Here is a 25819-nt window from a genome sequence, read left to right on the forward strand (position 1 = left end):
AGGTCATCCCGTTTTGTTTGCAACTAACTTAGCTTTACCTTTACCTTTAGTCTGTAATGATAATGACATGCCAAGGTTAGACTTCGCGCGACCATAAACAGACTCATTGCCGCCCAAAGAGCGTGATTACCAGACGATTGTAGTAGTATCCAGGCGGGGAAAAATACGCCGAATGTTGCAACAATCATGCTGTTACGCATGATTTTCCCTTCTGCTGCACCAATATAAACCCCGTCAAATAAGTATGAACCAAAGGCCAATAGTGGCATGAATACCACCCAAATAAGGTACTGCTCGGCGACCTGTTGCACTACTTCTAGGCTGGTAAGTAACGTGATGATCTGACTACCAAAAAGGCTAAAAAACAGCATGAATAAGATGGCGGATATTGCCGACCACAATGTTGCTAAGGTCACCGATTCAGTCATTCGCTGGCGATTGTTCTCGCCAAAGGCTCGGCCAACCTCAGCCTCTGCGTAGTAGGCGATGCCATCTAATGCATAGGAGATGAGCAATAACAAATTAAGCAATACGGCATTAGCGGCAACGGTATTATCACCTAGGCTCGCGCCTTCAAATGTCATAAAGGCGAAGGCCAGTTGCAGGCACAGACTTCTAATGAAAATGTCACGATTTAAGCCAAGCAGTTTTTTATAGCTTGTTAAAGTAAGTTGGCGACACAGGTTGATAAAGTCAAAACCTCCTTGTTTAGCTAACTCTCGGTAGACCATGCTTGCAGCGACAATAAAACCAATAATATCGGCGATAACCGATGCCAATGCCGCTCCTTGAACGCCCCATTTAAAACCGATAACAAATAGTAGGTCTAGGATAATATTGGTCATATTGGCCGCGATTAATTGCCACATTGCGGCTTTAGGTTGCTGCCGACCTAGTAGCCAGCCGAGCAGGGCGAGGTTAAGTAGTGCAAATGGAGTAGACCAGATCCTGACTTTAAAATAGAGTTGGCTATAATACAGTACTTCGGTGCTTGCATCAGACAGGGCCGTAGCGAAGCTGATGATAGGGGATTGAAATACAATTGCACTGGTACCGAGGAGTATAGCTAGGCTGGCCGATTGCAGTAAAAGTCTGTATTGCCCTTGGATATCTCTAGCGCCATAGGCCTGAGCGACGAGACCGGTCGTCGACATACGTAAGAACCCCAGAAGCCATAAGATAAGCGTGATTATCGTTGACCCGACAGCCACACCTCCTAAATAATAGGCGTTACTTAAATGTCCAATTACAGCGGTATCCACTAAGCCTAAAAGTGGCACCGTAATGTTTGATAAGATCATCGGTAAAGCAAGCGCTATTAACTGCCTGTTTTTCTGTTTATCCAACAGTAAATTAAGTGGTGACATAGACTCTCAGAGGTTATTTTTTATGTTAAAAAGCGTTTTACTTATACTGATGTTCTTTATGAGCTTATCTGCTCATGCCGTGGTGATTTTACAATATCATCATGTCTCTGAAGATACACCAAGCGTTACCAGCGTCACTCCAGCACAATTTCGACAACAGATGGCGTTCCTAAGTGACAATGGATTTAAGGTTAAGCCGCTTTCTGAAGTCGTTGAGAGCATCAAACAGGGACAAGATCTTGCGGATAAGACCGTTGCCATCACCTTTGATGACGGCTATCAAAACATTGCCGATAACGCCCACCCTATTTTAAAGGAATATGGTTTTCCTTATGCCATTTTTATTGCTGTTGAGCCGATTGAGCAGAAATATCGCGATGTCATGAGTTGGGACACGCTGAATCGTTTGAGTCGCGAGGGTGCCGAATTGGCAAATCATAGCTGGGGCCATGAACATCTGATTCGTCACGACATCAATGAAACCCAAGATGAATGGTTAACGCGCATCGAAGATAACTTGCTTTCAACCGAGGCTGAAATTTTGGCTAAAACGGGGCAGCATCTAAAAATGCTAGCGTACCCTTATGGTGAGTACAATCTGCAGTTGGAGGCACTGCTTAAACGTCATGGCTTTGTCGGTTTTGGGCAGCAATCGGGCGCGGCCGGAAAATACTCATCCCTTACTGCGCTACCGCGGTTTCCTGTTGCTGGTGTTTATGCCGAGCTTTCTAGTTTACAAGCCAAGCTATACAGCCTTAACATGCCTGTATTGGCCCTCGAGCCTGCCAATACCCAATTATCCATGGGGAATTGGCGCCCAGAGTTGAAAATCACCTTGGATATGAGTGATATCTATCCACACCAGCTAATGTGTTTTGTGCAGGGACAGGGGGCGGTTAAGCCTCTGTGGACCAGCGAAAATGAGTTTACTGTGCGGGCCGCATTAGATTTGCCTGCAGGTCGCTCTCGTTATAATTGCACCGCACCCAGTAAAGCAACGGGTCGCTATTATTGGTTTTCTCAAGCGTGGGTAAGGCCTAAAAATGACGGGACTTGGGTAGAAGAGTAAGCCTGATTTGACCAAAGCCTAGGTTGGTGCTCCGTGGAGCGCTTATGATTTAGGTCGTTTAGGCTTTAACTGAGGACTTTGCGGTGTTTAATAATTGTATTAAACGTCCTGATATTTTATCTAAGTGTAAGTTTTCATGCTGAGCATTCAGCTCCGCCGCGGCTCCGGGCATTCCCCAAACTACAGAGCTTGCCTGATCTTGAATTAGATTATAGCCGCCCATTTTTTTCAAGTTAAGTAGTCCTGCAGCCCCATCTTTACCCATCCCCGTCAGTAATATGCCAATTGCTCTTTGACCAATACATTCAGCGACACTATTAAATAACACGTCAACAGAAGGTTTGTGACGGTTAACTGGGTCGGTCTCGAGTAGTTTGGTGTATAGCTTGCCGCCTCGTTGCTCGACAATAAGGTGCGCATTACCCGGTGCAAGGTATGCGGTGCCCACCTCTAAGGTTTCTCCCCCTTGCGCTTCGATAACATTAATTGCCGCATGGCTATTGAGACGCTTGGCAAACGAAAGGCTGAACGCTGCGGGAATATGCTGGGCAATCACGATTGGTGGTGTATTGGCGGGTAATTGCGTAATGACTCGTTGAATGGCTTCGGTGCCACCAGTAGATGCTCCGATGGCGATAACTTTATCTGTCTTGAGCGATAGATGTGCCTGGGCTGGTTTTATTTGCGGCGCTTTAGTCGTTGCTTTGACATGACTCTTGTTTGCAACTCTGATCTTAGCTATTAACTCATCTTTATATTCTAAAAGTGTATTGGTGAGATCAGCTTTGGGTTTAGAAATAAAATCGATAGCCCCTAATGCCAATGCTTCAAGTGTCACCTCTGCGCCTTTGTGGGTTAAGGTTGATACCATAATTACAGGCATCGGTCGTAATTTCATTAAGTTACGTAGAAAGGCGATGCCATCCATTTTTGGCATCTCGATGTCGAGAGTCAACACATCGGGGTTGTGTTGCTTGATCAAGGTTCGGGCTTCGTAGGGATCTTCTGCCGTTGCGATCACATTGATATCGGGCGCATCGTTTAGCATGTGGCTGAGCAGTTGTCTCACCAATGGTGAATCATCAATTACTAGCACTTTAATCATCGAGTCCACCCATTATTACGATTCTCATTGGCACCACCTTTATATAATTGAAGTTCGTCGCTGAGCATTAAGATAGATAGGTTGATAAATCGTCTGGCCAATCAATGTGAAGTCTTGGGATATATTGTGTAGGGTTTCTGAGTGTCCGATAAATAGGTGTCCATCGTCGGACAGCAGTTGTCTAAACTTCTCTATTATTTTTGCTTTGGTTGGATTATCAAAATAGATCAGCACATTACGACAAAAAATAAGATCGAATGACCCCTTCATTGGCCAGTCGCCAAGTAGGTTTAGCTGCTTAAAATGCACCAGCTTTTTGCACTGTTCGACAATGGACGCAGAATTTTCTCTAGGGTTAATTTCAAAGCATTCTTTTTGTAGGCGGATTGGTAAATTGGCTATGCTGTCAATATTGTAACGCCCAGTATTGGCTTTGTTTAATACGTTTGTGTCTAGGTCGGTTGCCAGTATTTTCAAGTCCCAATTTGGGGGAGGGAAATGTTGAGCGAGCGTCATTGCGATGCTGTAGGGCTCCTCTCCTGAAGAGCATGCGGACGACCATACTCTTAGGCGGCGATGGCTCTTTCTTTTCCATAATGGCACTAGGTGTTGCTCTAGATAATCGAAGTGGTGCTGCTCTCTGAAAAAGGCGGTTAAGTTGGTTGTTAGTGCATTGATGAAGTTAATCATTTCTTCAGGATGCTGCTGAATGAAGGCGCAGTATTGGCTAAAGTTACTAAATTTAAGTTGGCGCACTCGGCGGCTGAGTCGCGAGTACACCATATGTTGTTTCCTTTCCGGAAGGACAATACCCGACTCCTGATATGCAAGATTGCGAATAAATTCGAAATCTTGCATGGTCATTGGAAATTCCTTTTGGTTACCCTTGTCCAATATAGCCTCCTAGTTGAAGCGATTTCTATTTGTCGAATTAGGCTAGCATCGCTAACTAAAGCGCCTTAATGCAGAGGGGTATATTTCATTAAAATTCAGTCCACTCTTCATCGCTAATTTTCAATTTTCCATGGCTATCGCCTGCAACTAAGGCTAGCGGTGCGGTGGTGATACCTGAGTGACTGAGCTCTTTGGTTTGGAAGAACTCCAATTGAGCTTTCATGTTTCTTGCCTGCTCTGCCATAGCATCACCTGCCGCTGAAACCTGTTCGACTAAGGCTGCATTTTGTTGAGTCATTTCATCCATTTGAGACACAGCCTTATTAACCTCTTGGATGCCAGAAGATTGTTGATCGGAAGCGATGCTAATTTGACTAATCATATCGGCTACTTTCGTTACCGCTTGGACGATATCGGCTAAGGTTTCACCCGATTGATTCACCAAATTTGTACCGTCGGTGACTTTGTTTACGCTATCTCTAATCAACTCTTTAATCTCTTTTGCCGCTCCCGCACTGCGTTGTGCTAGGTTTCTCACTTCGCCAGCAACAACAGCGAAGCCTCTGCCTTGTTCACCTGCTCGAGCGGCTTCAACTGCAGCGTTAAGAGCGAGAAGATTGGTTTGAAATGCTATTTCATCAATAACACCTATGATATCGGCGATGCGTTTACTGGAATCATTTATCGCCTCCATCGCCGTAACGGCTTGCTCAACGACTTTGCCCCCATGCTCGGCTTTGGTATTTGCCTCTTGTGCGAGTTCATTTGCGATGGTGGCATTTTGTGCACTTTGGGTTACGGTGGCTGTCATCTGTTCCATGCTTGATGCAGTTTGTTCGAGTGAGGCCGCTTGTTCCTCGGTACGCTGACTGAGATCGGCGTTGCCTTGAGCTATCTCTTCTGCACCAGAGGTTACGGTATTGGCCGATTGATTTATGCCACCGAGCACTTCGGTCAGTTTTGATACTGTCGCATTTGCATCCTGTTGTAACTTGCCAAATTGGCCATGATATTCACCATTAATCTGTCTGGTGAGATCACCGCAGGCGAGGCCATCGAACATGTTAACGACATCACCAATAACGTTATCGGCAATGCCCACTAAGCGGTTGAGCCCATTAGATAGATTGAGGAAAAAGCCTTCTTTGCCCTCTGTGCTAATGCGTCCTGATAGATCACCCGTAGTCGCGGCGGAGATAATTGAATCAATCTCTTGTTCTATGGCGACTTCGGCAGTTCTATCGGCCCATTCCACAACGGTTCCTATACTCTTACCATTGTCGTCGGTAATGGGGTTAGCCACTACTTGGAATGTTCTGCCGCCCACTTTTAGTTGGCTGGTGTAGGTCGAGGAAAGAGAGCCTAATAGGTTACGCTGGTGACTTGGTTTTTTATGGAATCTATCGATATTGACGCCAATGAGATTGTTGGCATCGAAGTCTGGTAAATCTTTAACAATATCCTGCTGTGCATGTTTGAACATATTACTTACCGCAGTATTCATGTAGATGATGTTCAGGTCTGCATCGGCAACCATCGTATTTGATGAGACATTATCTAACGCTTGTCTGATCCGCGCATTCTCTGCAGCGAGTTGTCGTTCTTTAGCTTCTTGTGCCAGTTTGGCTGTAACATCTTGCCATTCGACAACGGTGCCTGTACGTGTGCCATTTTCAAAAACAGGTGTCGCGATTAAGGTAAAGTCTAATCCTGCTACGTTGATGCTAGCGTTGTAGCTGGTTGTTAGCATGTCGAGCATTTTGCGTTGATGAGATGGATCTTTATGGAAAATGTCGATATTGCTGCCAATTAATGTGGCGGTGGCAAATTTTGGAAGGCTTTGCTGTAAGGTCGATTCGTTTTCTTTGAGCATCTCGAAAACGGAGTCATTAAGGTAAATGATGTCGTAGTTTGCGTCGGCAACCATTACGTTAGCCTTACATACATCGAGAGCTTGTTTAATGCGGCTGTTCTCTTCTGCGAGTTGTTGCTCGATAACTTCTTTGGCGAGTTGTTCGGTTTTATCTTCCCACTCGACTACAGTGGCTATTCGTTGCTGGTTATCATCAAATACGGGTGAGGCAATAAGTGAAAATGTACGAGTTCCCACACTGATTAGTGCCGAGTGTGGCTGCTTTAAATTGGCGATGAGCTGTTGTTGATGAGAGGGATGCTTATGGAAAATATCCATATTGGTTCCCACTAAATCTTTTACATTAAAAGAAGAGAATGCTTGCCTTATATCCTCTTCAGCGTCTTGTAATGTTTTTCGTAGTGATTGATTAAAGAAGGTAATATTGCCTTGAGGATCGGCGAGCATGACATTTGCTTGGCATATCTCTAGTGCTTGGGCTGGCGCCTTATTGGTGCTGTTGGTTTGCCAAAGCTCGGTTAATGCTTCGGTTAATTGACTCCAATGAGGGAGATCAATATGTGAAAACGACGGGGGCGTTTTCGCCTCGACAGCGGTAAGGAGTTCGCTGAATCCTTGTTGAAAACGACGTTTGATCTGACTCTCTTTTTGAATCCCTACAGCAATAAATGCTATCGCGATCAATTGAGTTGCGCCAATCCATAAGGAGGGTTGTTGTGTGAATGCCAAGCCTGCAGCCAGCACGCTGAGCATCAGTCCGATAATTGGCATGCTGTTAGTTTTGAGATTACTCGAGTTCATAGCATCCATCCTTTGGTCCTCTTTAAGCAGATTATGCGCTGATAGCATGAGTTGATTCAGCGTCGAGATTACTGATGATATTTGAGAGCTGTTTTGCTTCAAAATGAGCTTCATTACCTAGCAGTGTGTTGATATCAAGCAGAATGACCATCTTATCCTCTAGGTTAGCCAGCCCTTTAATAAAGCTGAGGTCGGTATCTTCGCCAAAGTCGGGAGCATCGCGTAAGTCGTTATTGTTGACACTAAATACATCTGATACTGCATCGACGACGATACCGATAATTTTATGTTCATCGGCGATATTCACTTTGACGACAATCACCACGGTGGTTGAACCGTATTCAAGTGCCGAGATCCCAAAGCGCTGCCTTAAATCGATTATCGGCACTATGGTTCCGCGTAAATTGATCACGCCTTTTACATGAGCCGGAGAGTTAGGGATCGCTGTGGTCGCTTGCCATCCTCGGATCTCTTGGACGGATAAGATATCAACACCATATTCTTCGGTTGCCATAATGAAAGTCAGATATTGTTCGCTCGCATTCTCGCTAAGGTTTTTGTGCACTATCGCGTCATCAAACTGTGTCATTTAGCCCCCTCCATTTTCATTGTTCTAATTGCTAACTAGGCTGCGTGGTCTTGCTTGTTGTTGATCCCAGCTAAGCTGACAAGGCCTGCAATATCGATAATCAGTGCAACGGTGCCGTCACCGAGTATAGTCGCGCCCGAAATCCCCGCGACCTTGCTGTAATTATCTTCCAAACTCTTTATGACGACCTGTTGTTGAGACAGTAGCTCATCCACTAACAAGCCCACTTTGTCGTTATTGGCATCAACGACCATAACTAATCCATCTTTGATCTCGTTTGCATCGGCTCGATGATTAAATTGATCAAATACCTTGATGACAGGAAGGTACTCGTCTCTTAGGCGGATAACTTGATGCTCTTCGCTTAGACGATTGATTCTGTCGGGTGTCACCTGCAAGGATTCATGAATTGAAACTAGAGGAACGACATAGGTATGACTGCCGACCCTAACCAGCTGTCCATCAAGTATCGCTAGAGTAAGCGGTAAGCGGATAGTAAAGCGGCTGCCTTTGTCTTTTACGGATTTGAGATCGATGTTACCGCTTAGCTGGTGAATATTTCTGAGTACCACATCCATACCCACGCCACGACCTGATAGATCGGAGACTTGGTCGGCAGTTGAGAAACCTGGCTTAAAGATAAGCTGATGGATTGCCTCTTCACTTGGTTCTTCGTCAGGATTAACCAACCCTTTTTCTTTGGCTTTTTTGAGTATTTTTGCCGTATCTAGCCCCGCGCCATCATCGATGATTTCGATAATGATATTACCCCCCTGATGATATGCATTAAGGGTTAATGTGCCTGTTTCGCGCTTACCTTTGGCTTTACGATCTTCTGGGGTTTCTAAACCATGATCGAGAGAGTTCCTAACCAGATGCACCATGGGATCGACGATTTTTTCCATTACCGTCTTATCTAATTCGGTGTCTTCGCCTTTTAGGACAAGTTCAACTTTCTTGTTAAGTTGCTGGCCGATATCTCTAACCAAGCGTGGAAAGCGGTTAAAAGCAAAACTAATGGGCAACATACGGATCTGCATGACACTTTCTTGCAGATCTCGAGTGTGGGTTGCTAGTTGCTCTAAGCCCTGTTTCATCAAGATAAGCGACTCGTGATCTATTTCGTCCTGTTGTCCTAGTTGGCTTAACATTGCTTGAGTGATCACCAGTTCACCAACCATATTTATGAGTAAATCGACTTTATCAATACTGACCCGAATAGACCCAGACTCTTGATTTTTTTGAGTGATTGCAGCGGGTTTAGTGGCTTTGGTTGCTGGCGTATCTGTCGTGAGATTTTCTAATTGTGGGGCAACTTCAATGGCTAACTCTGGCGTAGTAACCTCCAGAGATTTTTGATCTAATGCCTCATAGGTGATCTCACATTCATCTTCCACCCATTCGAATGCCTGTTTAATTTGAGACAGTGGTTGAGCTGTGGCTAAAGTGAGTTGCCAGCTAAGATAGCAGCCTTCGGGGTCGTAATGAGTAAAGTCGGGCACTGGCGTATCAAGCAACACTACATCAAGTTGACCAAGTGCTCTAAGCTCTGCAAACATTAAGATTGGGTCGTTACCAAACCTAAGAATGTCAGTCCCAGCTTTGAAGGTGATTTGCCATACGGCAGAGTCATCCTTTTGCTCGACCTCGGTTGATAGAAGCGGTGTTGAGTCTTGATTAAGCTCGGTCGAAAATTTCTGCTGCAACTCTTCAAGTAACGGATCGCAAAAATCGATTTTACGCATTAATGCATCAAGCATGTTGCGCAGTAGGTCTACCGATAACAGCAGCATATCTTGGTGATGGTTAGTCATTTTTCTACGACCATCACGTATTTCATCGAGTAGGGTTTCCAATAGATGGGTATAGGAGGCGACCTGAACAAAGCCAAAGGTTGCGCTTCCCCCCTTGATGGAGTGAGCGGCCCTAAAGATGGTATTGATGGCTTCGGGATCAGGCGCTGAAATATCTAATTTCAACAATTCAGATTCCATACTCTCAAGCCCTTCTAAGCTTTCTTCGAAGAAGACCTGACTAAACTGACTTAGATCGATTTCCATCTCAGTACCATCCTGGCTTGGGTTAGCGTAAGACTTTGTTGACGGTGGCCAACAGTTGATCAGGGTTAAAAGGTTTTATAATCCAGCCGGTTGCACCAGCGTTGCGGCCTTCTTGTTTTTTGTCTGTTCCAGACTCGGTGGTTAACATCAGTAAAGGGGTGAATTTATATTCTGGCAGGGTACGAAGATTTTTGATTAGGGTTATGCCGTCCATCACCGGCATATTGACGTCTGAGATCACCAGATCATAGCTCCCATTTTTAGCGGCATTTAGCGCCTCATCGCCATTGCAAGCTTCGGTGACATCAAATCCTGCCGTTTTCAGGGTGAACCCAACCATCTGTCGCATTGAGGCTGAGTCATCAACCGCGAGTATTTTTTTCATAGAGGCGCATTCTCCTGTGGTGGTGAAAATATATCACTGGCTTCTATTCCGAGTTCCGCCAAATTCGATTTGATATCCTCACTGGGATAGATCCAATCGATATTCTGATGGTGTGTATGGCAGTATTTGGTGAGGAAATAAAGTAATTGGGCACCAGCAGTGTCGACGCGTGTTAATAGGCTTGCATCGATAGAGAGAGGTTGATCGTCAACAAGTTGCTCGGTGATCAATTGATGTATTTGCTGAATGTTACGAATTGTCAGCTCAGAATCTAACTGAATTAGACTTCGTGTCATAAATCGCTCCTGTTGAAATCCTTATCAGTTTATTTAATTCTCCCTATACGATAAAAAGATAGTCTGCAAATGAGTGGTTTGCATGAAAACAATCAGTTTTTTATTGTGATGTAATTTAGCTGGTGCTAATTCTTTGACGATTTAATGAGTGAAAATTAACGTTGATAATGTTGGTTTAGCTCTGTGATATCGGCGATCAGGTTAGTTGTGGTGATCTGTGGAAGCTGACCCAGCTCCCTAGCTTTAGGTTTGATGGTCGCATATCGTCTCCCTTCGGGAGAGATAAGTACCATAGATGCACTATGATCGACTTGATAATTTTGCCCATCCCCCACCATGGCATAAACAAAACCTAACTGGCGAGTCAGAGGTAACAGCGATGCATGAGATGCTGTTACTGCGACAAAATCAGAGTTGAAAAAGTTAATGTAATCTAAAAGCTTAGCTTGAGTATCTCGAGCAGGATCGACGGAAACAAATACCACTTGAATATCCATGGTTGAGGCCAGTTTTTGATAAGCCGCTGCCAATTTTGCCATCGTCGTTGGGCAAACATCGGGACATGAAGTGTAACCGATAAAGATCAAACTCCATTTTCCCTTTAAGCGGTCATTATTAAAAACCTCACCATGTTGATCTGTTAGTTGAAAAGGCGATAGTTTACGTTGCTCTGGATACAGATAACTAGTGGTGAGTTCTGGCTCTGATGAATGGTAGGAGATAGCAGCAAAGCTACCTAAACCAGCAAAGAGTAACATTCCTAAGATGAGCAGAGTGATTCTCATTGGCCTAACCCCACAGGTAGTGATCCACTAGTAGGACGATAAACAATATCATCAGGTGATAAATCGAAAATCGAAATACCTGCATGGCGAGGCCGGGTTTATCGCGATACTTTAGTTCCCATGCCTTGTAGATAAAGGCACTGCTTAATAGGGTCGATCCAACTAAATAGAGTGGACCACACATGCCAACCAGTACAGGATAAAGTGAGGCGATGGCGAGCAGCACTGTGTACAGCAATATGCAGGTTTTGGTGAACTCTATGCCATGGGTTACCGGTAGCATAGGGACATCGACCTTAGCATATTCGGCTTTTCGGTGAATGGCTAACGCCCAAAAGTGTGGTGGAGTCCAAGCGAAAATAATAATGACCAGAAGTAGGGCATGACCATGGAACTCGCCAGTAATGGATGTCCAGCCTAATAAAGGCGGCATTGCTCCAGCTAGGCCGCCAACGACAATGTTTTGTGGCGTCGCTCTTTTAAGATATGCCGTATATATGACGGCGTAGCCAATGAGGCTGGCGAAGGTTAACCAAGCGGTAAGCGGATTTACCGCGAGATATAACAGCATAAAGCCGAGTATCGCCATCGATGTCGCAAACGTTAGCGCTCTGACAATCGAGACTCGTCCCTTAGGAAGCGGTCTGTTATAGGTGCGAGCCATGAGAGCATCGATACGGCGATCGATTAGATGGTTATAGGCAGCAGCAGCGCCAGCCATCATGCCTATGCCAACAAGCCCTGCCACTAGTGGTTGCAGCGGCACGGCTCCTGGTACAGCTAAACACATGCCGACCAATACCGTCAGTAACATTAATGCGACCACTTTGGGTTTGGTCATCTCTAAATAGTCACGCCAATCTAAGCTGCTGGCTTGTTGGCTTGTTAATGTAAGAGGTTTTGCCATTGCCTTGCCTCGCTTATGCTTTACGCCACAGGGCGTAGTTGATAAAAACCATTGTCAGTAACAAGAGTGCCGCTCCAGCGTTATGAGAAACTGCAATACCTAAAGGTAGATGCAAGACAACATTGCTGATGCCAAGTACGACTTGAATGATGACAAGAGATATCAGCGTCCATGCTGCGCGTTTTAATAGTGATGATCGCGACTGGGTTAACATCTTGTAGGCTAACCAAAGCAGTAGTGTCGCGGTAATTATGGCGCCAAATCGGTGTGCCACATGAATTGTCATTCTTGATGAGTAATCTAAAATGCCAAACTCGTAACTGCCTTCTGTTTTGTGTAGCGGATTAAATGCATGTAGAGGATCGAGATTATTTATCCAGTCGCCTTCGCAGATGGGTAATTTGGTACATGCAAGCGCCGCATAGTTGGATGATGTCCAGCCGCCTAGGACAATTTGCATGACTAATATCACTAAACTTATCAGTGCCAATGGTGCGAGTTTTCTGGCCCTTGAATCTCCACCAGGGATTCGTAGTGGCTTAGTACGTAAATAGAGTATCCAGAGCAGTGAGATTAACGCGAACCCCCCGATGAGATGTGACATCACTACGATCGGCATTAGTTTCATTGTTACGGTCCACATCCCCAGCGCTGCTTGAAATAAGATAAGTACAGCAATGGCGCTGGGGAGCTTTTTGGGAGCATCCTGCGTCCTAAAGCTAATAAATAGGATGTAAACAACGAATAAACCAAGTGTGCCAGCGATATAACGATGGATCATCTCGAGCCATGCTTTTTCGGGCTCTACAATATGTTCAGGAAAGGCAATTTGTGCTTGGTTGAGTTCATGACTCTGGGTAGGAACTTTTAGCATGCCATAACATCCTGGCCAGTCAGGGCAGCCTAGCCCAGCGTCAGAGAGGCGTGTATAAGCACCCATTAAAATAACGCATAGGGTGAAAACTAGCGTGAGTTTAAGTAATGGAGATAGTTGCATTAGCCGACCCTCGACAGTTTAAGCATCTTGCGTAAATCTGCCACCATGGCTTTTCCTAATAAAATCTGCTCCTGTTTGTCATTGACTTGTTTATAACGCATCACTAATGAACCGAGTGGGTCGACGATGATTAACTCTTGCTCGAGCATCATTTCGGCTAGCTGTTGGCTGATATTTGCGGTATCGAATTTAAATTGTGCAAGTGCTTCAAGATCGCTACTGGGTTGCAATAGGATGATTGTTTTGACCCTGTTTTGATCTCGGCCTAATGCGATATGACTTTGATGAAGGATATAGAGGCGGTCTAAGCAGGTGTTATCACACTGGCTAGGAAGCAAATAGATGATCTGCCAAGATTTAGGCTGCGGATTTTCCATAGCCAAACTGCTGTAGCTAGTATCGGGGGTGAGTAGTTGGCCTTTGTTCGTGGCGCCACCGTGGTAAAGGTTCATACTAAGAACGAGTTTAGCAACGACGACAGGTAACACGAATACCAGCAATAGCATTAAAAGGGGTTTTGCGCCTTTGGGCTTAAGGGAGTTCATTTTAGCTCCTCTCGTTGATCATTTAGTGCGGATCTATGCCCACACCGAAAAATGCCAACTTCCCGAGACGGCTAGGAAGTGATTAATGTGATCTCTTCAGCTGCTTAATTTCACAGCGATTATGTTCTAACCTACAAGGTCTTATTACTTTACGCAACAGCTCAATTTGTTGAGTTTTTATCGGGTTTGTCTATGTTTTTCTTTTTTATTATCAATAGATAAAGCATGAGTAGTGCAAATGCCGCCGCCATCGAAAACCACTGTAATGCGTAACCTTGGTGTTTTTGTGAACTGAGCGGAATGGGCTGCCACGGTCTAGGGAGCGTATTGCCTACCAGCTGATCGGGTTGTAGCACAGCAGGAGCGAGCTCTTGTTGTAATAGTTGCCCAAGCTCTGTCAGATTAAGATTTTGGATCCGCAGTGGATTTCCCGGCTCCGCTAATAGATGCTCGCTGAGCGGATTAGTCGATTTCTGATATAGCTTGCCATGTAGCAATTGAGTCGTCGTAATGGGGGCTACCCTAGGTAAAATACGTCGATCCATCGAACTGGCTATAAAGCCGAGCTCCACCAGTAATAAGGGCGAATTCCGGTTAACTTGTACCGCTTGATAGGCCAAATATCCGACGGTGCCCTGATATATTTGATTATCTAGTAGGATGATTTGCTGATTAATGGGATTTACTTCTGCCTCTAAACGATACCCCGTTAATCTGTCATCGGCGGGGAGTGTTAAGAGTTGATCGAATGAGATCGGAGCCTTATTTTGTCTTTCATTTAATTCTTGTTGCCATGCGTGTTTTTCTTCGGCTCTGCTGAGTTGCCAAAAACCCAACTTGACCAATATGCTAAACACCAGCACAGTAAGGCAGGCTACAAAAATGCTAGCCCAGGATATCAGCCGCTTAGGAGCCCCCATGACTGGAATAGTGTTGTTTAAGTTAGTGTTAGTGCTACTACTGCTTTTCATTATATTTAATCTTGGGAAAGCGCTCTTCATCTTGGTTAAGGGAGAGGACAAGGCCCCGATGAGTCGTTATTTGGGGCGACGAGTCCTGTTTTCTGTACTCGTTGTTCTATTGCTTTTGCTGGCTTTAGCACTTGGGACACTCACCCCAAATCCTAGGCCCTATTAGGGCGTGGTGAAAACACTTATATTAAAAGCGTAAAATATTAAAAGCGTAAATCAGCCTTAGGGGTTATAAGACGTAGACAAAAATAAACAGGCATAGCCACACTACATCCACGAAGTGCCAATACCAACTTCCCGCCTGAAAGGCAAAGTGTTTCTCTGAGGTAAAATGGCCTTTTAATACTCTAAGAAACAGGACAAAAAGAAATACCGTTCCCAGTGTGACGTGCATGCCATGAAAACCAGTTAACAAGAAAAAGGTATTGCCGTAAATGCCGGATGAGAGTGTTAATCCCATCTCTTGATAGGCGTGCATATACTCTTCGGCTTGTAAAATGAGGAATGCCAGTCCAAGCAATATAGTGACACCTAACCACAGTGTGAGGGCGGTCCGTTTGCTCTTTTCGAGGCTGACATGGGCAAAGTGGAGGGTGACAGATGAGGTAAGCAGAATCATTGTGTTATAAAGTGGCAGTCCGGTCCATCCCATGGCCTCTGTTTGAGTGCCATCTGGTGTGGTCACTAAAGGCCACATCGCTTCAAATGTTGGCCATAACACTTCATGGGTCATCGCATTATTTGATGCGCCACCGAGCCAAGGGACTGCGATGGTCCGAGCATAGAGTAGGGCACCAAAAAAAGCAGCGAAAAACATCACTTCAGAGAAGATAAACCAACTCATTCCTTGTCTAAAAGAGCGATCCATTTGTTTTGAATACAAACCTGACATGGATTCATGTATTACCGTTCGAAACCAGCCAAATATCATACTGATAATAACCACAATACCGGCCGTAAGAATATAGCCACCACTGGATTGCTGAGTATTGAGCTGTTGCACGTAACTACCCGCGCCGAATGCTATTAGGAATAAACCAATAGCGCCTATGATGGGCCAAGCGCTCTGTGCTGGCACATAATAGTGTTCATGTTTGGTTGTCATTTTGCTGCTCCTTGTTCAACAGCACCGACGTAACCATTATCGGTGATATTGTAGAGAGTATAGGAAAGTGTCAGTGTCGATATCGACTGTGGAAGATCGGGATCGATATAAAAAATCAAGGGTAATGCTGCATCTGCGTTGGCGGTTAATACCTGCTGGTTAAAGCAGAAACATTCCGTCTTATGGAAGTAGGCCGCTCCTTGTCCTGGTGATACGGAGGGAATGGCTTGTCCTACAGTTCGATTTAAGGACAGACTTTTGGCATTGAAGCTGGTGCGAATGAGTTCACCTGGATGAACTTGCATTCGCTTAACTTCAGGAACAAATTGCCAAGGCATGTCACTTTGTGTGTGGGCCATAAACTCTACGGTAACGATACGAGACGTATCGATAGCCATCGGGGTATAGGCCGTCGCAGTGGATTGAGTTTTGCCGTTAATACCCAACTGTTCGCAAAGTACGTCATACAGCGGCACCAACGCAAAACCAAAGCCGAACATACCAATAGAGCCCGCTATCAGCAGCATGATAAGTTTCTGGTTCGATCTCACCGGGTGCTGACTCATGTTACTTGATCTCTGGTGGGGTGGAGAATGAGTGGTAGGGCGCAGGGCTCGGTATTGTCCACTCTAATCCCTCTGCGCCATCCCAAGGTTTTGCAGGGGCTTTCTCTCCTCCCTTAATGCATTTAAGCACGACGGCGAGGAAAATAAGTTGCGATAAACCAAAGGCAAACCCACCAATAGAGACTATCTGGTTAACATCTGCAAACTGAATCGCGTAGTCTGGAATTCGTCGCGGCATACCCGCTAGGCCCAAGAAATGCATTGGGAAGAACAGCACATTGACCGAGATGGTTGAACACCAAAAATGAATTTTACCTAATCGCTCGTCATACATATTTCCTGTCCATTTCGGTAGCCAATAATAGGCCGCGGCCATAATCGAGAAAATGGCACCTGTTACTAATACATAATGGAAATGAGCCACCACAAAGTAGGTATCGTGATATTGGAAATCGACGGGAGTAATCGCCAGCATCAGACCTGAAAATCCACCAATGGTAAATAGTATGATAAACGCAATGGCAAACAGCATTGGGGTTTCAAAACTAATCGAGCCTCGCCACATGGTCGCGACCCAGTTAAAGACCTTTACCCCTGTTGGAACGGCAATCAACATAGTGCAGTACATGAAAAACAACTCGGCAAATACTGGCATTCCTGTAGTGAACATATGGTGGGCCCACACAAGGAATGACAGTATGGCAATACTGGCTGTCGCGTACACCATTGAAGAGTAGCCAAAAAGTCGTTTACGACTGAAAGCCGGGACAATCGCCGAGATAATACCAAAGGAGGGTAAGATCATGATGTACACTTCAGGGTGACCAAAGAACCAGAATATGTGTTGGAACATCACGGGATCGCCCCCACCTGCGGCATCGAAGAAGCTGGTGCCGAAGTACTTGTCCGTCAGCACCATAGTGACCACTCCTGCGAGCACAGGCATCACAGCTATTAACAAGAATGCAGTGATAAGCCATGTCCATACAAATAGAGGTAACTTCATCCATGTCATACCAGGTGCACGCATATTCACGATAGTGACGATCACGTTAATAGCACCCATTATCGAGCTGATCCCCATTATGTGCACCGAGAATACGAACAGCGCCGTGCTATCTGGACTATAGGTTGTAGAAAGTGGTGCATAGAAGGTCCAACCGAAATTGGGTCCACCACCTTCCATAAATAGCGAGCTTAATAGTATGGTAAAAGCGAAGGGTAAGATCCAAAAGCTCCAATTATTCATTCGTGGCAGTGCCATATCTGGAGCGCCTATCATCATAGGAATTAACCAGTTAGCAAGCCCAGTAAAAGCCGGCATTACTGCGCCAAACACCATAATTAGACCGTGAACAGTGGTCATCTGGTTGAAAAAGTTTGGCTCAACCAATTGTAATCCAGGCTGAAAAAGCTCTGCCCGTATCACCATGGCCATGGCACCACCGGTTAAAAACATAATGAAACTGAACCACAAATAAAGCGTGCCAATATCTTTGTGGTTTGTGGTTAAAACCCAGCGCATAAGGCCTTTGGGTGCACCATGATGATGATCATCATGAGCGGTTGGTATATCTTGTGTAATAGTGCTCATTTTAATCCCTTACTTTCCGTGACCATCAACATCGGTAGCTTGAACCGCATCACCCGAGTTATTACCCCATGCATTGCGCTCATACGTCACCACTGCAGCAAGTTGTTGTGGCGTAAGCTGCGAGCCAAACGCCTGCATAGCCGTGCCAGGCTTACCATTAATAACTATATCAAGGTGCCCAGAAACAGGGCCTTTGATGACAGGACTACCCACAAGTGAAGGGAAAGCGCCGGGTAGTCCAGTGCCAGTTGCCTGATGACAAGCAACGCAACTGCTGAGATAAACTTGCTCTCCCATGGACATAAGTTCTTCCATCGTTAAGTCATCTAAAACCGCAGCCTTTGAATCTTGTGGTGCTTCGGTTAAAGCCGCTACGTTTTCTGTCGTTGGTGAGTTTTCTGGTAAGTTGGTTGGCGTCTTTGGGGTGGCATCAGTCGTTGCAGCAGCGCTTGCCTCTTCGGAGCCACTGACATCTGCGGCCTGAATAATATCGCCAGAGTCGTTACCCCAAGCATTTCGCTCAAAGGTGACAACGGCAGCAATTTCAGTTGCCGTTAGCTGCTTAGCAAATGCCTGCATCGCAGTCCCCGTTTTACCATGCAACACTATGTCAATATGATCTGAGACAGGTCCTGTGATAATGGGACTGCCAATTAATGAGGGAAATACCCCAGGTAAACCCGCACCATTAGGTTGGTGGCAGGCTGCACAGCGTGCCATGTAAACTTGCTCGCCTTGAGCCATCAGCTCCTCCTTTGAGAGTGTCTGGCTCAGAGAGGCTTTTGCTTGAGCCTCTGCAATGCTGGCTTGCGCTTTTTGGTCTTGTATCCAGTTGTCAAAATCAGCTTCAGAAAGCACTTCGACGACGATAGGCATAAAGCCGTGGTCTTTACCGCAGAGCTCTGCACATTGACCTCGGTAGGTACCGGGTTTATCGATACGGGTCCAAGCCTCGTTAATAAACCCTGGGTTGGCATCTTTTTTCACGGCAAATGCAGGAACCCACCATGAATGGATCACATCCTCTGAAGTCATTAAGAAACGCACTTTTTTATTAATTGGTAGAACGAGCGGTTTATCTACTTCAAGCAGATAGTGCTCGCCTTTGGCTTCACTACCTTCTATCTGTGTTCTTGGCGTTGCAAGCAGGCTGTAGTACTCGATATCATAATCGAAATAGCTGTAATGCCATTTCCATTGGGAACCCGTGATCTTAATGGTCAAGTCTGCATCGCTGGGGTCTTCCATTGCTATCAGGGTTTGTGTTGCTGGAATAGCCATCATGATTAAAATAACGAAAGGAACGATGGTCCATGCAATTTCGACTTTAGTACTTTCATGGAAGTTGGCGGCAACGGCACCTTTAGAGCGTCGATGGTTGATGATCGAATAGATCATCACACCAAAGACCACAATGCCTATGGCACAACAGATGTAGAGAATGGTCATGTGGAGGCCAAACACTCTTCCACTTATCTCTGTAACCCCTTCTGTCATGTTGAGGGGCATATCGGCTGCGAGTATGGGGGGCGTAAACAGCAACGCCAGCAAATAATACAACACTTGCTTCACTAGACTTCTCCTCTGTCAATTGCGAAGGCAACTACAAAGAAGAGCCACACAGTATGTCTCGGCTCTATGCAAACTCTTCGGTTCCCAAAAAAGCAACGATGACTTCAAAGTGCGCTGGTGGTGTAAATGTTATTGCTGGTGGTGACCACGCTTGCACTTACGGCTGAATATATCAGGCTAATTTCAACGAATTGACACAAGAGAAGACTTCTCACGGGCTCAATTGCGTCGACAGCTAAATTGTTCGGATATAACAAATAATCGTTGATATCTACTATTAACTTAATCGGTGTTCAAATATTGATCAAGATCACTTTTATTTTATTTTTCTAAACAAAACAGCGACAAAAAAGCCCCTTGCGGGGCTTTTGTATGGAAAGGAGGAGTAAATCGATTAATGCAATGAACTAAATAAACAGGCTTGTTGTATGCCTAGATCGTCCTGCATACGGGCTGTTACAGGTAAGTGACTATTTGCATCTTCGATAACGACACCCAGTGCTCGAGTGTTTTTGGCGACGATTTGTAAGCGACGATTATCTCTTGCATCGAGCGATTGAGTCCAACTAATCACCGCACTGGATGTACCACTTGTGAGTGCTTTTTCCATCGCCCAAAGTGCTTCGACTTCATCTTTGGTATGCACGAGTAGAATACGATCCATACGAACCCCTGCATCTGCGAGCATCTGTTTATAGCCAATATTCGGTGGGCTGATTAGCACGACCCATTGTCCTTGTTGACTTAATCTAGCTAGCTGTGGTGTTAACGCTTGTAACTCTTGTCTGCCTTGAGTGCTGCTTGACACGGTGGAAATAGTATTTGGGTGGGATGGTTTTAGTTGCTTATTTATATCAACCCACAGACCAGGATGACGTGGCGCATTACCGATTAAATTGTTCATTGCCAGTCTCCGTTGCGAATAACGCCGACCGCTAAGCCTTCAATGCTTAGGCTTTGATTAGCGAGATCAACCACTATAGGTGAGTAATCTTCATTTTCGGCATGCAAATACACGGTGTTGCCTTTCTTTTCAAAACGCTTAACCGTGACATCATCTTCAACTCGAGCGACGACGACTTGTCCATTACGTGCTTGTTCAACTTTATGTACAGCAAGTAGATCGCCTTCTAAGATGCCAATATTCTTCATACTGTCCCCCCGCACTCGTAGCAGGAAGTCCGCACAGGGTCTAAACATATTTGGATCGACCTGATAGTGTTGCTCCACATGCTCTTGGGCTAGTATGGGTTCACCTGCGGCAACTTGACCGATTAGCGGTAAACCGAGTTCTTCAGGTTCATCTTCTTGGGGGAGCTTTATCCCTCGAGATGTTCCTGGCATGATCTCTATACAGCCTTTTTTCGCTAGTGCCTTTAAATGTTCTTCTGCAGCATTAGCGCTCTTAAAGCCTAATCTGTGGGCAATTTCAGCTCGAGTAGGTGGCATGCCTGTGTCGGCTATATTGCGCTTAATTAGCTCTAAAATTTCAGCTTGTCTGGGTGTTAGTGGTCTCATTATCTATCCTGTCTTTCCATACAGTAACTGTTAGTATATACAGTATTTATGGTAGTGCAAGTATTAACCAGCTTTTTGCCTAAAACCATTAGCTATCTCATTTTATTTAACTTGTTCCTATGCTTATCTGTTGGTTAAAAGGCTATTTAATAGATCGTGATAGTCTGCGATTGCTGGGAAGTCGTTAAATGACTTGAGTGGCTTTTGGCTATCGGGGTTTTTAATTCCAAGCAGATAACCAACACCTGCTTTTTGTGCGGCTTGTAAGATCGGCTCACTATCGTCAATGAATAAGCATCGGCTTGGGTCGAGTTGATATTGTGTGAAAAGCGTCTCCCAAAATTGGGGGGCTTCCTTAGGGTACCCCGTTGCATGGCTCGATAGCATATGGTCTAGCCCAGCAGCTAAATCAGTATGTTCAAGTTTTAGTGCGAGGCTGCTTGGATGGGCATTGGTCACCAGTATTCTTGATTTTCCTTGCTCTCCTAAGGCGGTTAGAAATGGCATACTATCTTGGCGCATTTGGATTCTGTCGACAATCGAGCGGTGCAAGGCGATGATATCAAGTTGGAGTTCACGCTCCCAGTAGTCGAGACAATACCACTCTAAGGTGCCAAAGACTTTGTCATAGGCGGCTTCTACTAGGGTTCTTGCGCGCTCGATTGGCAAGTTTTTTTGATGGCTAAGGGTTTGAGGCACTAGGCTGAGCCAAAAGTGATTATCAAAATGCAAATCCAGTAGTGTGCCATCCATATCGAGTAGCACTGTATCTATCTTATTCCATGGAAACATATTGTGGTTTGAAAAAATTCCATCGGTAGAGTTGTGGATTAATCACATCATAGTAAGATTGGACTGTGAAGCAAACGTCATTTTTATCAGGGACATTCATGTCGGACAAGAAGCCACAGATTTTACATGCAGAAGTTGTTGCCAAGAGCCGTCTGTTTCAGATTGAACAAGTGCACCTAAAGTTTTCTAATCAGGTTGAGCGCCAATATGAGCGTATGAAGGGCAACAATCGTGGTGCGGTTATGGTGGTTCCTGTGCTAGATGACCAATTGCTGCTGGGTCGAGAATATGCTGCGGGTACGCACTCTTACGAGCTGGGCTTCCCCAAAGGCTTAGTCGATCCTGGTGAAACGCCTGTTCAAGCGGCGAATCGTGAGCTTCAAGAAGAGATAGGTTACGGCGCCCATAAGCTTACTCACCTTATGGAGTTAAGTTTGGCCCCCGGCTATTTTTCTAGCAAGATGCAGATCTATCTTGCTGAAGACCTTTATGAGAGTCGGCTAGAAGGTGATGAGCCTGAGCCAATCGAGGTGGTTAGTTGGCCGTTAGCAAAGTGGTTTGATTTATTGTCGCAGGAAGATTTTTCTGAATCTAGAAGTGTAAGCGCCTTGTTTTTGGCCCAGAAACATCTAAAACTAAAGTAGTTAATGAGAATTATCATATATGCATTGCCAGTTTAGGCTGTTGGAGTTGTGATGAAGCCAGAAGATTATGTGGAACAGGTGATCGCCATTGCCGTGGAGGCTGGGCTAGCGATAAAAGATATTTATTTAAAAGGCAGCTTTGATAAAGAGATCAAAGCCGATAATACGCCTGTGACTTCTGCTGATCTTGCCGCTCATGAGATCATTACTTCTGCGCTAAATAGATTAACTCCTGGCATCCCCGTTTTATCAGAGGAAGATGCTGATATACCACTTTCAGAACGTGCCGAATGGCAGCGTTATTGGTTAGTGGATCCTTTGGATGGCACTGGGGAATTTATTGCTGGAAGTGGAGACTTCTCGGTCATTATTGCACTCGTTGAACATAATCGTCCTATTATGGGGATTGTCTATGTGCCAATGACAGAGGTGATCTACTATGCCATTGCGGGACTGGGAGCGTATAAGCGGTCGAGTAAAGGAGAGCTGCGTATCTCTAGTCGTCAGCTGACTAACGCAGACACACCTTCGCTGCGCTTGGCCGTCAGTCGTCGCCAGGATCCGCATTCGGTGTTGAAGTTATTTAATCAATCTAGGCATTGTGAACTGATTGTATTGGGTGGCGCGGCGTTGAAGAGTTGCCTAGTGGCTGAAGGGCGTGCCGATTGTTATGTTCGCATTGGACCTACAGGTGAATGGGACACAGGTGCTGCGCAAATTATTATAGAAGAAGCCGGTGGTCAGGTGATGGATCTTGAACTGCAGCCGTTAAGTTACAATGAACGTGAAACGTTAGAGAATCCCAATTTTATCGTCGTGGGCTCTACACATCTGCCTTGGGACGAGTTATTAATCAGTGAATAGTCTGACCTGTTTTTCAGTTCGTCCGATACAAAAGGGCGAACTAAATTCGGTGTATTTTCTTGAAAAATCGCTTTTCGGTGATCATGGTTACCCTGACTTTTTCTTTCGTCAGAGCTTCGACTGTTGGCCTAGAGGTCTACAAGTAGCGGTAGATAAACACAATAATTTGCTTGGTTATATTTTGGTTGCGCCAAGTGAGCAAGCTCAATGTGTTTGGATATTGTCAGTCGTGGTCGACACGCTTGCCCAAGGGCGTGGTGTCGGTAGACGGTTAATTGTTGATGCGATCACATCGCTGCCAAAGCATGTTACAGAAGTTAAACTGACTGTGGCGCCAACGAATCCTGCACGACATCTGTATCGCTCCCTAGGTTTTATTGAACACTGCGTCGAGGAGGATTATTTCGGCCCTGGTGAATGCCGTGTGCTGATGTTGCTTAATCTAGAGCCTTAGTAAGCTGTATCTCTTTAACGTTGCAGTAAAAGGATCGTCGGGTGATTTGGACTGGAATAGATGGACTTACCAGTTTAGCGTTAGACGATAAGCTTTTTATCCAAGACACTACACTCGATCATTTGCTCCGCTATCATGTTGACTCGCTCTTAACTGCAAAGGGATACCAAAAGGAATTGATATGCTGCTAACGAAACGCTTTTTCCCCTATTTTGCGACTCAGTGTTTGGGGGCGTTAAACGATAATATCTACAAAAATGTGCTGTTACTCATGGTGACCTATGCCCAGATAGGGGAGTTGCCAATTAGCGTTAACCTGTTTGTAAACCTTGCTGCGGGAGTGTTCATTTTACCGTTTTTTTTGTTTTCCGCCCATGCTGGTATGGTCGCCGATAATATGGATAAGGCCAAATTAATACGCAGGTTAAAGCAGTTAGAAGTGGTTATCATGTCTTGTGCCGCCATGGCAATTCTCTCTCAAAGCTATATGGCTATGCTGGTGTTACTGTTTTTAACGGGCAGTCAATCCGCCTATTTTGGTCCGGTAAAATACTCCTTATTACCTCAGGCGCTCGCTCAAACTGAGTTGGTAAAAGGCAATGCTTGGGTTGAAATGGGGACTTTCTTGTCAATTTTAATCGGTACCATAAGCGCTGGTTTATTAGTTGCCAATGAGCATGGGGTTGTCATTACCGCCGTCACTGTTTTTGTTTTGTCGCTTTGTGGTTACTTGTCTAGCAGGGCTATACCAGCGTTGCCGCCTCAAGGTGAGGTAATTAGAATTCGTTTTACGCCCTTGTCTGGAACTTGGCGCAGTATTGCCAAGGTTAAGCAGACGCCGAGTATATGGATGGCGATACTGGCGATTAGCTGGTTTTGGTTTTTAGGCGCCACCTATCTGACCCAATTTCCTAATTTTGCAAAGTTACACCTGCATTCTGACGCTACCGTTGTTTCGCTATTACTGGCGCTATTCTCTATTGGTATTGCTGTCGGATCGTTTGTGTGTGAACGTTTTTCATATGGCCATGTGGAGTTAGGGATTCTACCTTTTGGCGTAGCGGGATTAACTTTGTTTGGCATCGATATGTTGTGGGCTATTCCTGAACCTACCGCTCAGTTGCAAGCGGTTTATAGCCTAGGCAGCTTTGTAAGTAATGAGCAACACTATCGGGTGATGTTTGACCTGTTTATGGTTGGTTTAAGTGGTGGCTTGTTTATCGTCCCCCTTTATTCATTTATTCAGTCTCGGGCTGATAAGGGAGAGTGTGCCCAGGCTATCGCTGCAAATAATATTATTAATGCACTCTTTATGGTCTGTTCGGCGCTGTTGTCGATGCTATTGCTTGAAGGATTTGGCTGGAGTATTACTGAGTTATTTTTGTTACTAGCCATACTTAACTCAGTTGTTGCTCTCTATGTTTACTCTCAAGTTCCTGAGTTTACTCAGCGTTTTGTTAGCTATCTGCTCAGCCACCTATTTTATCGTGTCACCGTGACAGGCAGAGATAAACTGCCTAGAGAAGGCGCCGGGATCATAGTGTGTAATCATGTGAGTTATGTGGATGCCTTGGTGATCATGGGGGTCTCTTCAAGACCCATTCGCTTCGTCATGGATAAATCAATCAGCGAGATCCCTTTACTTAAATCCCTTTTTCGTCACGCTGGGGTTATTCCAATTTGTTCACCTAGACAGTCTGAAGTTACGTATAACCAAGCGTTTGAGTCTATCCACCAAGCGTTAGCCAACGAGGAGTTAGTGTGCCTTTTCCCCGAAGGGCGCTTGAGTCCTGATGGTCAACTGGGGGAGTTTAGGCCGGGGATTGATAAGATATTAGCTAGAGATCCCGTTACGGTGATCCCTATGGCGCTAAAAGGTTTGTGGGGCTCTTACTTTAGTCACAAAGATGGCCATGCTCTAAGCACTCGGCCGAAGCGTTTTTGGTCAAAAGTCTCGGTGACACTCGATGATCCACTCAATGGCGCAGATGTGAATCGACATCTACTGCGCGATAAGCTGGCGGCTATAATGACGGATTCCAATGAGTCGGAGTAGATTTCAAGAT

General features: G+C 45.2%; 26 protein-coding genes. 6 read left to right on the forward strand and 20 right to left on the reverse strand.

The window, feature by feature from the left end:
- Positions 1-23: 23 nt before the first annotated feature.
- Positions 24-1367: an MATE family efflux transporter gene (locus K0I62_RS00470; RefSeq protein WP_220069662.1), complete on the reverse strand. Its 1344-nt coding sequence runs from the start codon at positions 1365-1367 to the stop codon at positions 24-26.
- 22 nt (positions 1368-1389) lie between these two features.
- Between K0I62_RS00470 and K0I62_RS00475 the strand changes: the two genes are divergently transcribed.
- The gene (locus tag K0I62_RS00475) at positions 1390-2436 is read left to right on the forward strand and encodes a polysaccharide deacetylase family protein (RefSeq protein WP_220069663.1); all 1047 of its coding nucleotides are present in this window, start codon (positions 1390-1392) and stop codon (positions 2434-2436) included.
- A gap of 58 nt (positions 2437-2494) precedes the next feature.
- Here the strand turns inward: K0I62_RS00475 and K0I62_RS00480 are convergent, their stop codons facing one another.
- The 12 genes from K0I62_RS00480 to K0I62_RS00535 form a co-directional block, all read right to left on the reverse strand.
- Entirely contained in the window at positions 2495-3541 is a 1047-nt protein-coding gene (locus K0I62_RS00480) for a protein-glutamate methylesterase/protein-glutamine glutaminase (RefSeq protein WP_220069664.1), read from the reverse strand.
- A gap of 39 nt (positions 3542-3580) precedes the next feature.
- Positions 3581-4405 carry a CheR family methyltransferase gene (locus K0I62_RS00485; protein ID WP_220069665.1) on the reverse strand — a complete coding sequence of 275 codons (825 nt, stop codon included), beginning with the start codon at positions 4403-4405 and terminating at the stop codon, positions 3581-3583.
- A gap of 118 nt (positions 4406-4523) precedes the next feature.
- Entirely contained in the window at positions 4524-7118 is a 2595-nt protein-coding gene (locus tag K0I62_RS00490) for a methyl-accepting chemotaxis protein (RefSeq protein WP_220069666.1), read from the reverse strand.
- 22 nt (positions 7119-7140) lie between these two features.
- Positions 7141-7698 carry a chemotaxis protein CheW gene (locus K0I62_RS00495; protein ID WP_220069667.1) on the reverse strand — a complete coding sequence of 186 codons (558 nt, stop codon included), beginning with the start codon at positions 7696-7698 and terminating at the stop codon, positions 7141-7143.
- A 35-nt stretch (positions 7699-7733) separates the two neighbouring features.
- Positions 7734-9758: a chemotaxis protein CheA gene (locus K0I62_RS00500; RefSeq protein ID WP_220069668.1), complete on the reverse strand. Its 2025-nt coding sequence runs from the start codon at positions 9756-9758 to the stop codon at positions 7734-7736.
- A 22-nt stretch (positions 9759-9780) separates the two neighbouring features.
- Positions 9781-10143 (reverse strand): response regulator, encoded by a 363-nt coding sequence (locus K0I62_RS00505; protein WP_220069669.1) that lies wholly within the window; start codon positions 10141-10143, stop codon positions 9781-9783.
- Positions 10140-10439, reverse strand: coding sequence for an STAS domain-containing protein (locus tag K0I62_RS00510; RefSeq protein ID WP_220069670.1), 300 nt, complete (start codon positions 10437-10439; stop codon positions 10140-10142). The genes K0I62_RS00505 and K0I62_RS00510 overlap by 4 nt, the downstream gene beginning before the upstream one ends.
- A 155-nt stretch (positions 10440-10594) precedes the next feature.
- Positions 10595-11224: an SCO family protein gene (locus K0I62_RS00515; RefSeq protein WP_220069671.1), complete on the reverse strand. Its 630-nt coding sequence runs from the start codon at positions 11222-11224 to the stop codon at positions 10595-10597.
- Positions 11225-11228: 4 nt separating this feature from the next.
- The gene (cyoE, locus tag K0I62_RS00520) at positions 11229-12131 is read right to left on the reverse strand and encodes a heme o synthase (protein ID WP_220069672.1); all 903 of its coding nucleotides are present in this window, start codon (positions 12129-12131) and stop codon (positions 11229-11231) included.
- Positions 12132-12144: 13 nt separating this feature from the next.
- Positions 12145-13128 (reverse strand): COX15/CtaA family protein, encoded by a 984-nt coding sequence (locus K0I62_RS00525; RefSeq protein ID WP_220069673.1) that lies wholly within the window; start codon positions 13126-13128, stop codon positions 12145-12147.
- Positions 13128-13673 (reverse strand): redox-active disulfide-containing membrane protein, encoded by a 546-nt coding sequence (locus tag K0I62_RS00530; RefSeq protein ID WP_220069674.1) that lies wholly within the window; start codon positions 13671-13673, stop codon positions 13128-13130. The genes K0I62_RS00525 and K0I62_RS00530 overlap by 1 nt, the downstream gene beginning before the upstream one ends.
- 161 nt (positions 13674-13834) lie before the next feature.
- Positions 13835-14644, reverse strand: coding sequence for an SURF1 family protein (locus K0I62_RS00535; RefSeq protein ID WP_258405054.1), 810 nt, complete (start codon positions 14642-14644; stop codon positions 13835-13837).
- On the opposite strand from K0I62_RS00535, the gene K0I62_RS00540 reads away from it, so the two are divergent.
- Positions 14592-14810 carry a DUF2909 family protein gene (locus K0I62_RS00540; RefSeq protein ID WP_220069676.1) on the forward strand — a complete coding sequence of 73 codons (219 nt, stop codon included), beginning with the start codon at positions 14592-14594 and terminating at the stop codon, positions 14808-14810. The genes K0I62_RS00535 and K0I62_RS00540 overlap by 53 nt on opposite strands.
- A gap of 63 nt (positions 14811-14873) precedes the next feature.
- On the opposite strand, the gene K0I62_RS00545 is transcribed toward K0I62_RS00540, so the two are convergent.
- The 7 genes from K0I62_RS00545 to yrfG all read right to left on the reverse strand — a co-directional run bounded on the left by K0I62_RS00545 (position 14874) and on the right by yrfG (position 21791).
- A complete protein-coding gene (locus tag K0I62_RS00545) occupies positions 14874-15749 on the reverse strand; it encodes a cytochrome c oxidase subunit 3 (protein WP_220069677.1) in 876 nt (291 codons plus the stop codon).
- On the reverse strand, positions 15746-16315 hold the full coding sequence (locus K0I62_RS00550) for a cytochrome c oxidase assembly protein (protein WP_220069678.1): 570 nt from the start codon (positions 16313-16315) through the stop codon (positions 15746-15748). The genes K0I62_RS00545 and K0I62_RS00550 overlap by 4 nt, the downstream gene beginning before the upstream one ends.
- Before the next feature lies 1 nt (position 16316).
- A complete protein-coding gene (gene ctaD / locus K0I62_RS00555) occupies positions 16317-17909 on the reverse strand; it encodes a cytochrome c oxidase subunit I (RefSeq protein ID WP_220069679.1) in 1593 nt (530 codons plus the stop codon).
- Between the two features lie 9 nt (positions 17910-17918).
- Entirely contained in the window at positions 17919-19481 is a 1563-nt protein-coding gene (gene coxB, locus K0I62_RS00560; protein WP_220069680.1) for a cytochrome c oxidase subunit II, read from the reverse strand.
- A 394-nt stretch (positions 19482-19875) separates the two neighbouring features.
- Complete coding sequence (locus K0I62_RS00565; RefSeq protein WP_220069681.1) at positions 19876-20385, reverse strand: cell division inhibitor SulA; 510 nt, start codon at positions 20383-20385, stop codon at positions 19876-19878.
- Positions 20382-20999: a transcriptional repressor LexA gene (gene lexA, locus K0I62_RS00570; protein ID WP_220069682.1), complete on the reverse strand. Its 618-nt coding sequence runs from the start codon at positions 20997-20999 to the stop codon at positions 20382-20384. Before lexA ends, K0I62_RS00565 begins: the two co-directional genes overlap by 4 nt.
- Positions 21000-21122: 123 nt before the next feature.
- On the reverse strand, positions 21123-21791 hold the full coding sequence (yrfG, locus tag K0I62_RS00575) for a GMP/IMP nucleotidase (protein ID WP_220069683.1): 669 nt from the start codon (positions 21789-21791) through the stop codon (positions 21123-21125).
- Between the two features lie 98 nt (positions 21792-21889).
- Between yrfG and nudE the strand changes: the two genes are divergently transcribed.
- The 4 genes from nudE (at position 21890) to K0I62_RS00595 (ending at position 25809) form a co-directional block, all read left to right on the forward strand.
- The gene (gene nudE, locus K0I62_RS00580) at positions 21890-22435 is read left to right on the forward strand and encodes an ADP compounds hydrolase NudE (protein ID WP_220069684.1); all 546 of its coding nucleotides are present in this window, start codon (positions 21890-21892) and stop codon (positions 22433-22435) included.
- Between the two features lie 51 nt (positions 22436-22486).
- Positions 22487-23299 carry a 3'(2'),5'-bisphosphate nucleotidase CysQ gene (cysQ, locus tag K0I62_RS00585; RefSeq protein ID WP_220069685.1) on the forward strand — a complete coding sequence of 271 codons (813 nt, stop codon included), beginning with the start codon at positions 22487-22489 and terminating at the stop codon, positions 23297-23299.
- Positions 23292-23753, forward strand: coding sequence for a GNAT family N-acetyltransferase (locus K0I62_RS00590; RefSeq protein WP_258405055.1), 462 nt, complete (start codon positions 23292-23294; stop codon positions 23751-23753). The genes cysQ and K0I62_RS00590 overlap by 8 nt, the downstream gene beginning before the upstream one ends.
- 181 nt (positions 23754-23934) lie before the next feature.
- Positions 23935-25809 carry an MFS transporter gene (locus K0I62_RS00595; protein WP_220069686.1) on the forward strand — a complete coding sequence of 625 codons (1875 nt, stop codon included), beginning with the start codon at positions 23935-23937 and terminating at the stop codon, positions 25807-25809.
- Positions 25810-25819 lie beyond the last annotated feature (10 nt).

This window comes from Shewanella psychrotolerans (assembly GCF_019457595.1).
Classification (GTDB): Bacteria; Pseudomonadota; Gammaproteobacteria; order Enterobacterales; family Shewanellaceae; genus Shewanella; species Shewanella psychrotolerans.

What these genes read in the sequence shown, in the direction of transcription:
- K0I62_RS00495 (WP_220069667.1), bottom strand. Translation starts at nt 7,698, where the DNA reads ATGACACAGTTTGATGACGCGATAGTGCACAAAAACCTTAGCGAGAAT.
- cysQ (WP_220069685.1), top strand. Translation starts at nt 22,487, where the DNA reads ATGAAGCCAGAAGATTATGTGGAACAGGTGATCGCCATTGCCGTGGAG.
- K0I62_RS00480 (WP_220069664.1), bottom strand. Translation starts at nt 3,541, where the DNA reads ATGATTAAAGTGCTAGTAATTGATGATTCACCATTGGTGAGACAACTG.
- nudE (WP_220069684.1), top strand. Translation starts at nt 21,890, where the DNA reads ATGTCGGACAAGAAGCCACAGATTTTACATGCAGAAGTTGTTGCCAAG.
- K0I62_RS00595 (WP_220069686.1), top strand. Translation starts at nt 23,935, where the DNA reads ATGCTGCTAACGAAACGCTTTTTCCCCTATTTTGCGACTCAGTGTTTG.
- ctaD (WP_220069679.1), bottom strand. Translation starts at nt 17,909, where the DNA reads ATGAGCACTATTACACAAGATATACCAACCGCTCATGATGATCATCAT.
- K0I62_RS00505 (WP_220069669.1), bottom strand. Translation starts at nt 10,143, where the DNA reads ATGAAAAAAATACTCGCGGTTGATGACTCAGCCTCAATGCGACAGATG.
- K0I62_RS00475 (WP_220069663.1), top strand. Translation starts at nt 1,390, where the DNA reads ATGTTAAAAAGCGTTTTACTTATACTGATGTTCTTTATGAGCTTATCT.
- K0I62_RS00565 (WP_220069681.1), bottom strand. Translation starts at nt 20,385, where the DNA reads ATGAACAATTTAATCGGTAATGCGCCACGTCATCCTGGTCTGTGGGTT.
- K0I62_RS00470 (WP_220069662.1), bottom strand. Translation starts at nt 1,367, where the DNA reads ATGTCACCACTTAATTTACTGTTGGATAAACAGAAAAACAGGCAGTTA.
- cyoE (WP_220069672.1), bottom strand. Translation starts at nt 12,131, where the DNA reads ATGGCAAAACCTCTTACATTAACAAGCCAACAAGCCAGCAGCTTAGAT.
- K0I62_RS00550 (WP_220069678.1), bottom strand. Translation starts at nt 16,315, where the DNA reads ATGAGTCAGCACCCGGTGAGATCGAACCAGAAACTTATCATGCTGCTG.
- K0I62_RS00485 (WP_220069665.1), bottom strand. Translation starts at nt 4,405, where the DNA reads ATGACCATGCAAGATTTCGAATTTATTCGCAATCTTGCATATCAGGAG.
- yrfG (WP_220069683.1), bottom strand. Translation starts at nt 21,791, where the DNA reads ATGTTTCCATGGAATAAGATAGATACAGTGCTACTCGATATGGATGGC.
- K0I62_RS00540 (WP_220069676.1), top strand. Translation starts at nt 14,592, where the DNA reads ATGACTGGAATAGTGTTGTTTAAGTTAGTGTTAGTGCTACTACTGCTT.
- K0I62_RS00515 (WP_220069671.1), bottom strand. Translation starts at nt 11,224, where the DNA reads ATGAGAATCACTCTGCTCATCTTAGGAATGTTACTCTTTGCTGGTTTA.
- K0I62_RS00500 (WP_220069668.1), bottom strand. Translation starts at nt 9,758, where the DNA reads ATGGAAATCGATCTAAGTCAGTTTAGTCAGGTCTTCTTCGAAGAAAGC.
- K0I62_RS00490 (WP_220069666.1), bottom strand. Translation starts at nt 7,118, where the DNA reads ATGGATGCTATGAACTCGAGTAATCTCAAAACTAACAGCATGCCAATT.
- K0I62_RS00525 (WP_220069673.1), bottom strand. Translation starts at nt 13,128, where the DNA reads ATGCAACTATCTCCATTACTTAAACTCACGCTAGTTTTCACCCTATGC.
- K0I62_RS00510 (WP_220069670.1), bottom strand. Translation starts at nt 10,439, where the DNA reads ATGACACGAAGTCTAATTCAGTTAGATTCTGAGCTGACAATTCGTAAC.
- K0I62_RS00545 (WP_220069677.1), bottom strand. Translation starts at nt 15,749, where the DNA reads ATGACAACCAAACATGAACACTATTATGTGCCAGCACAGAGCGCTTGG.
- K0I62_RS00530 (WP_220069674.1), bottom strand. Translation starts at nt 13,673, where the DNA reads ATGAACTCCCTTAAGCCCAAAGGCGCAAAACCCCTTTTAATGCTATTG.
- lexA (WP_220069682.1), bottom strand. Translation starts at nt 20,999, where the DNA reads ATGAGACCACTAACACCCAGACAAGCTGAAATTTTAGAGCTAATTAAG.
- K0I62_RS00535 (WP_258405054.1), bottom strand. Translation starts at nt 14,644, where the DNA reads ATGAAAAGCAGTAGTAGCACTAACACTAACTTAAACAACACTATTCCA.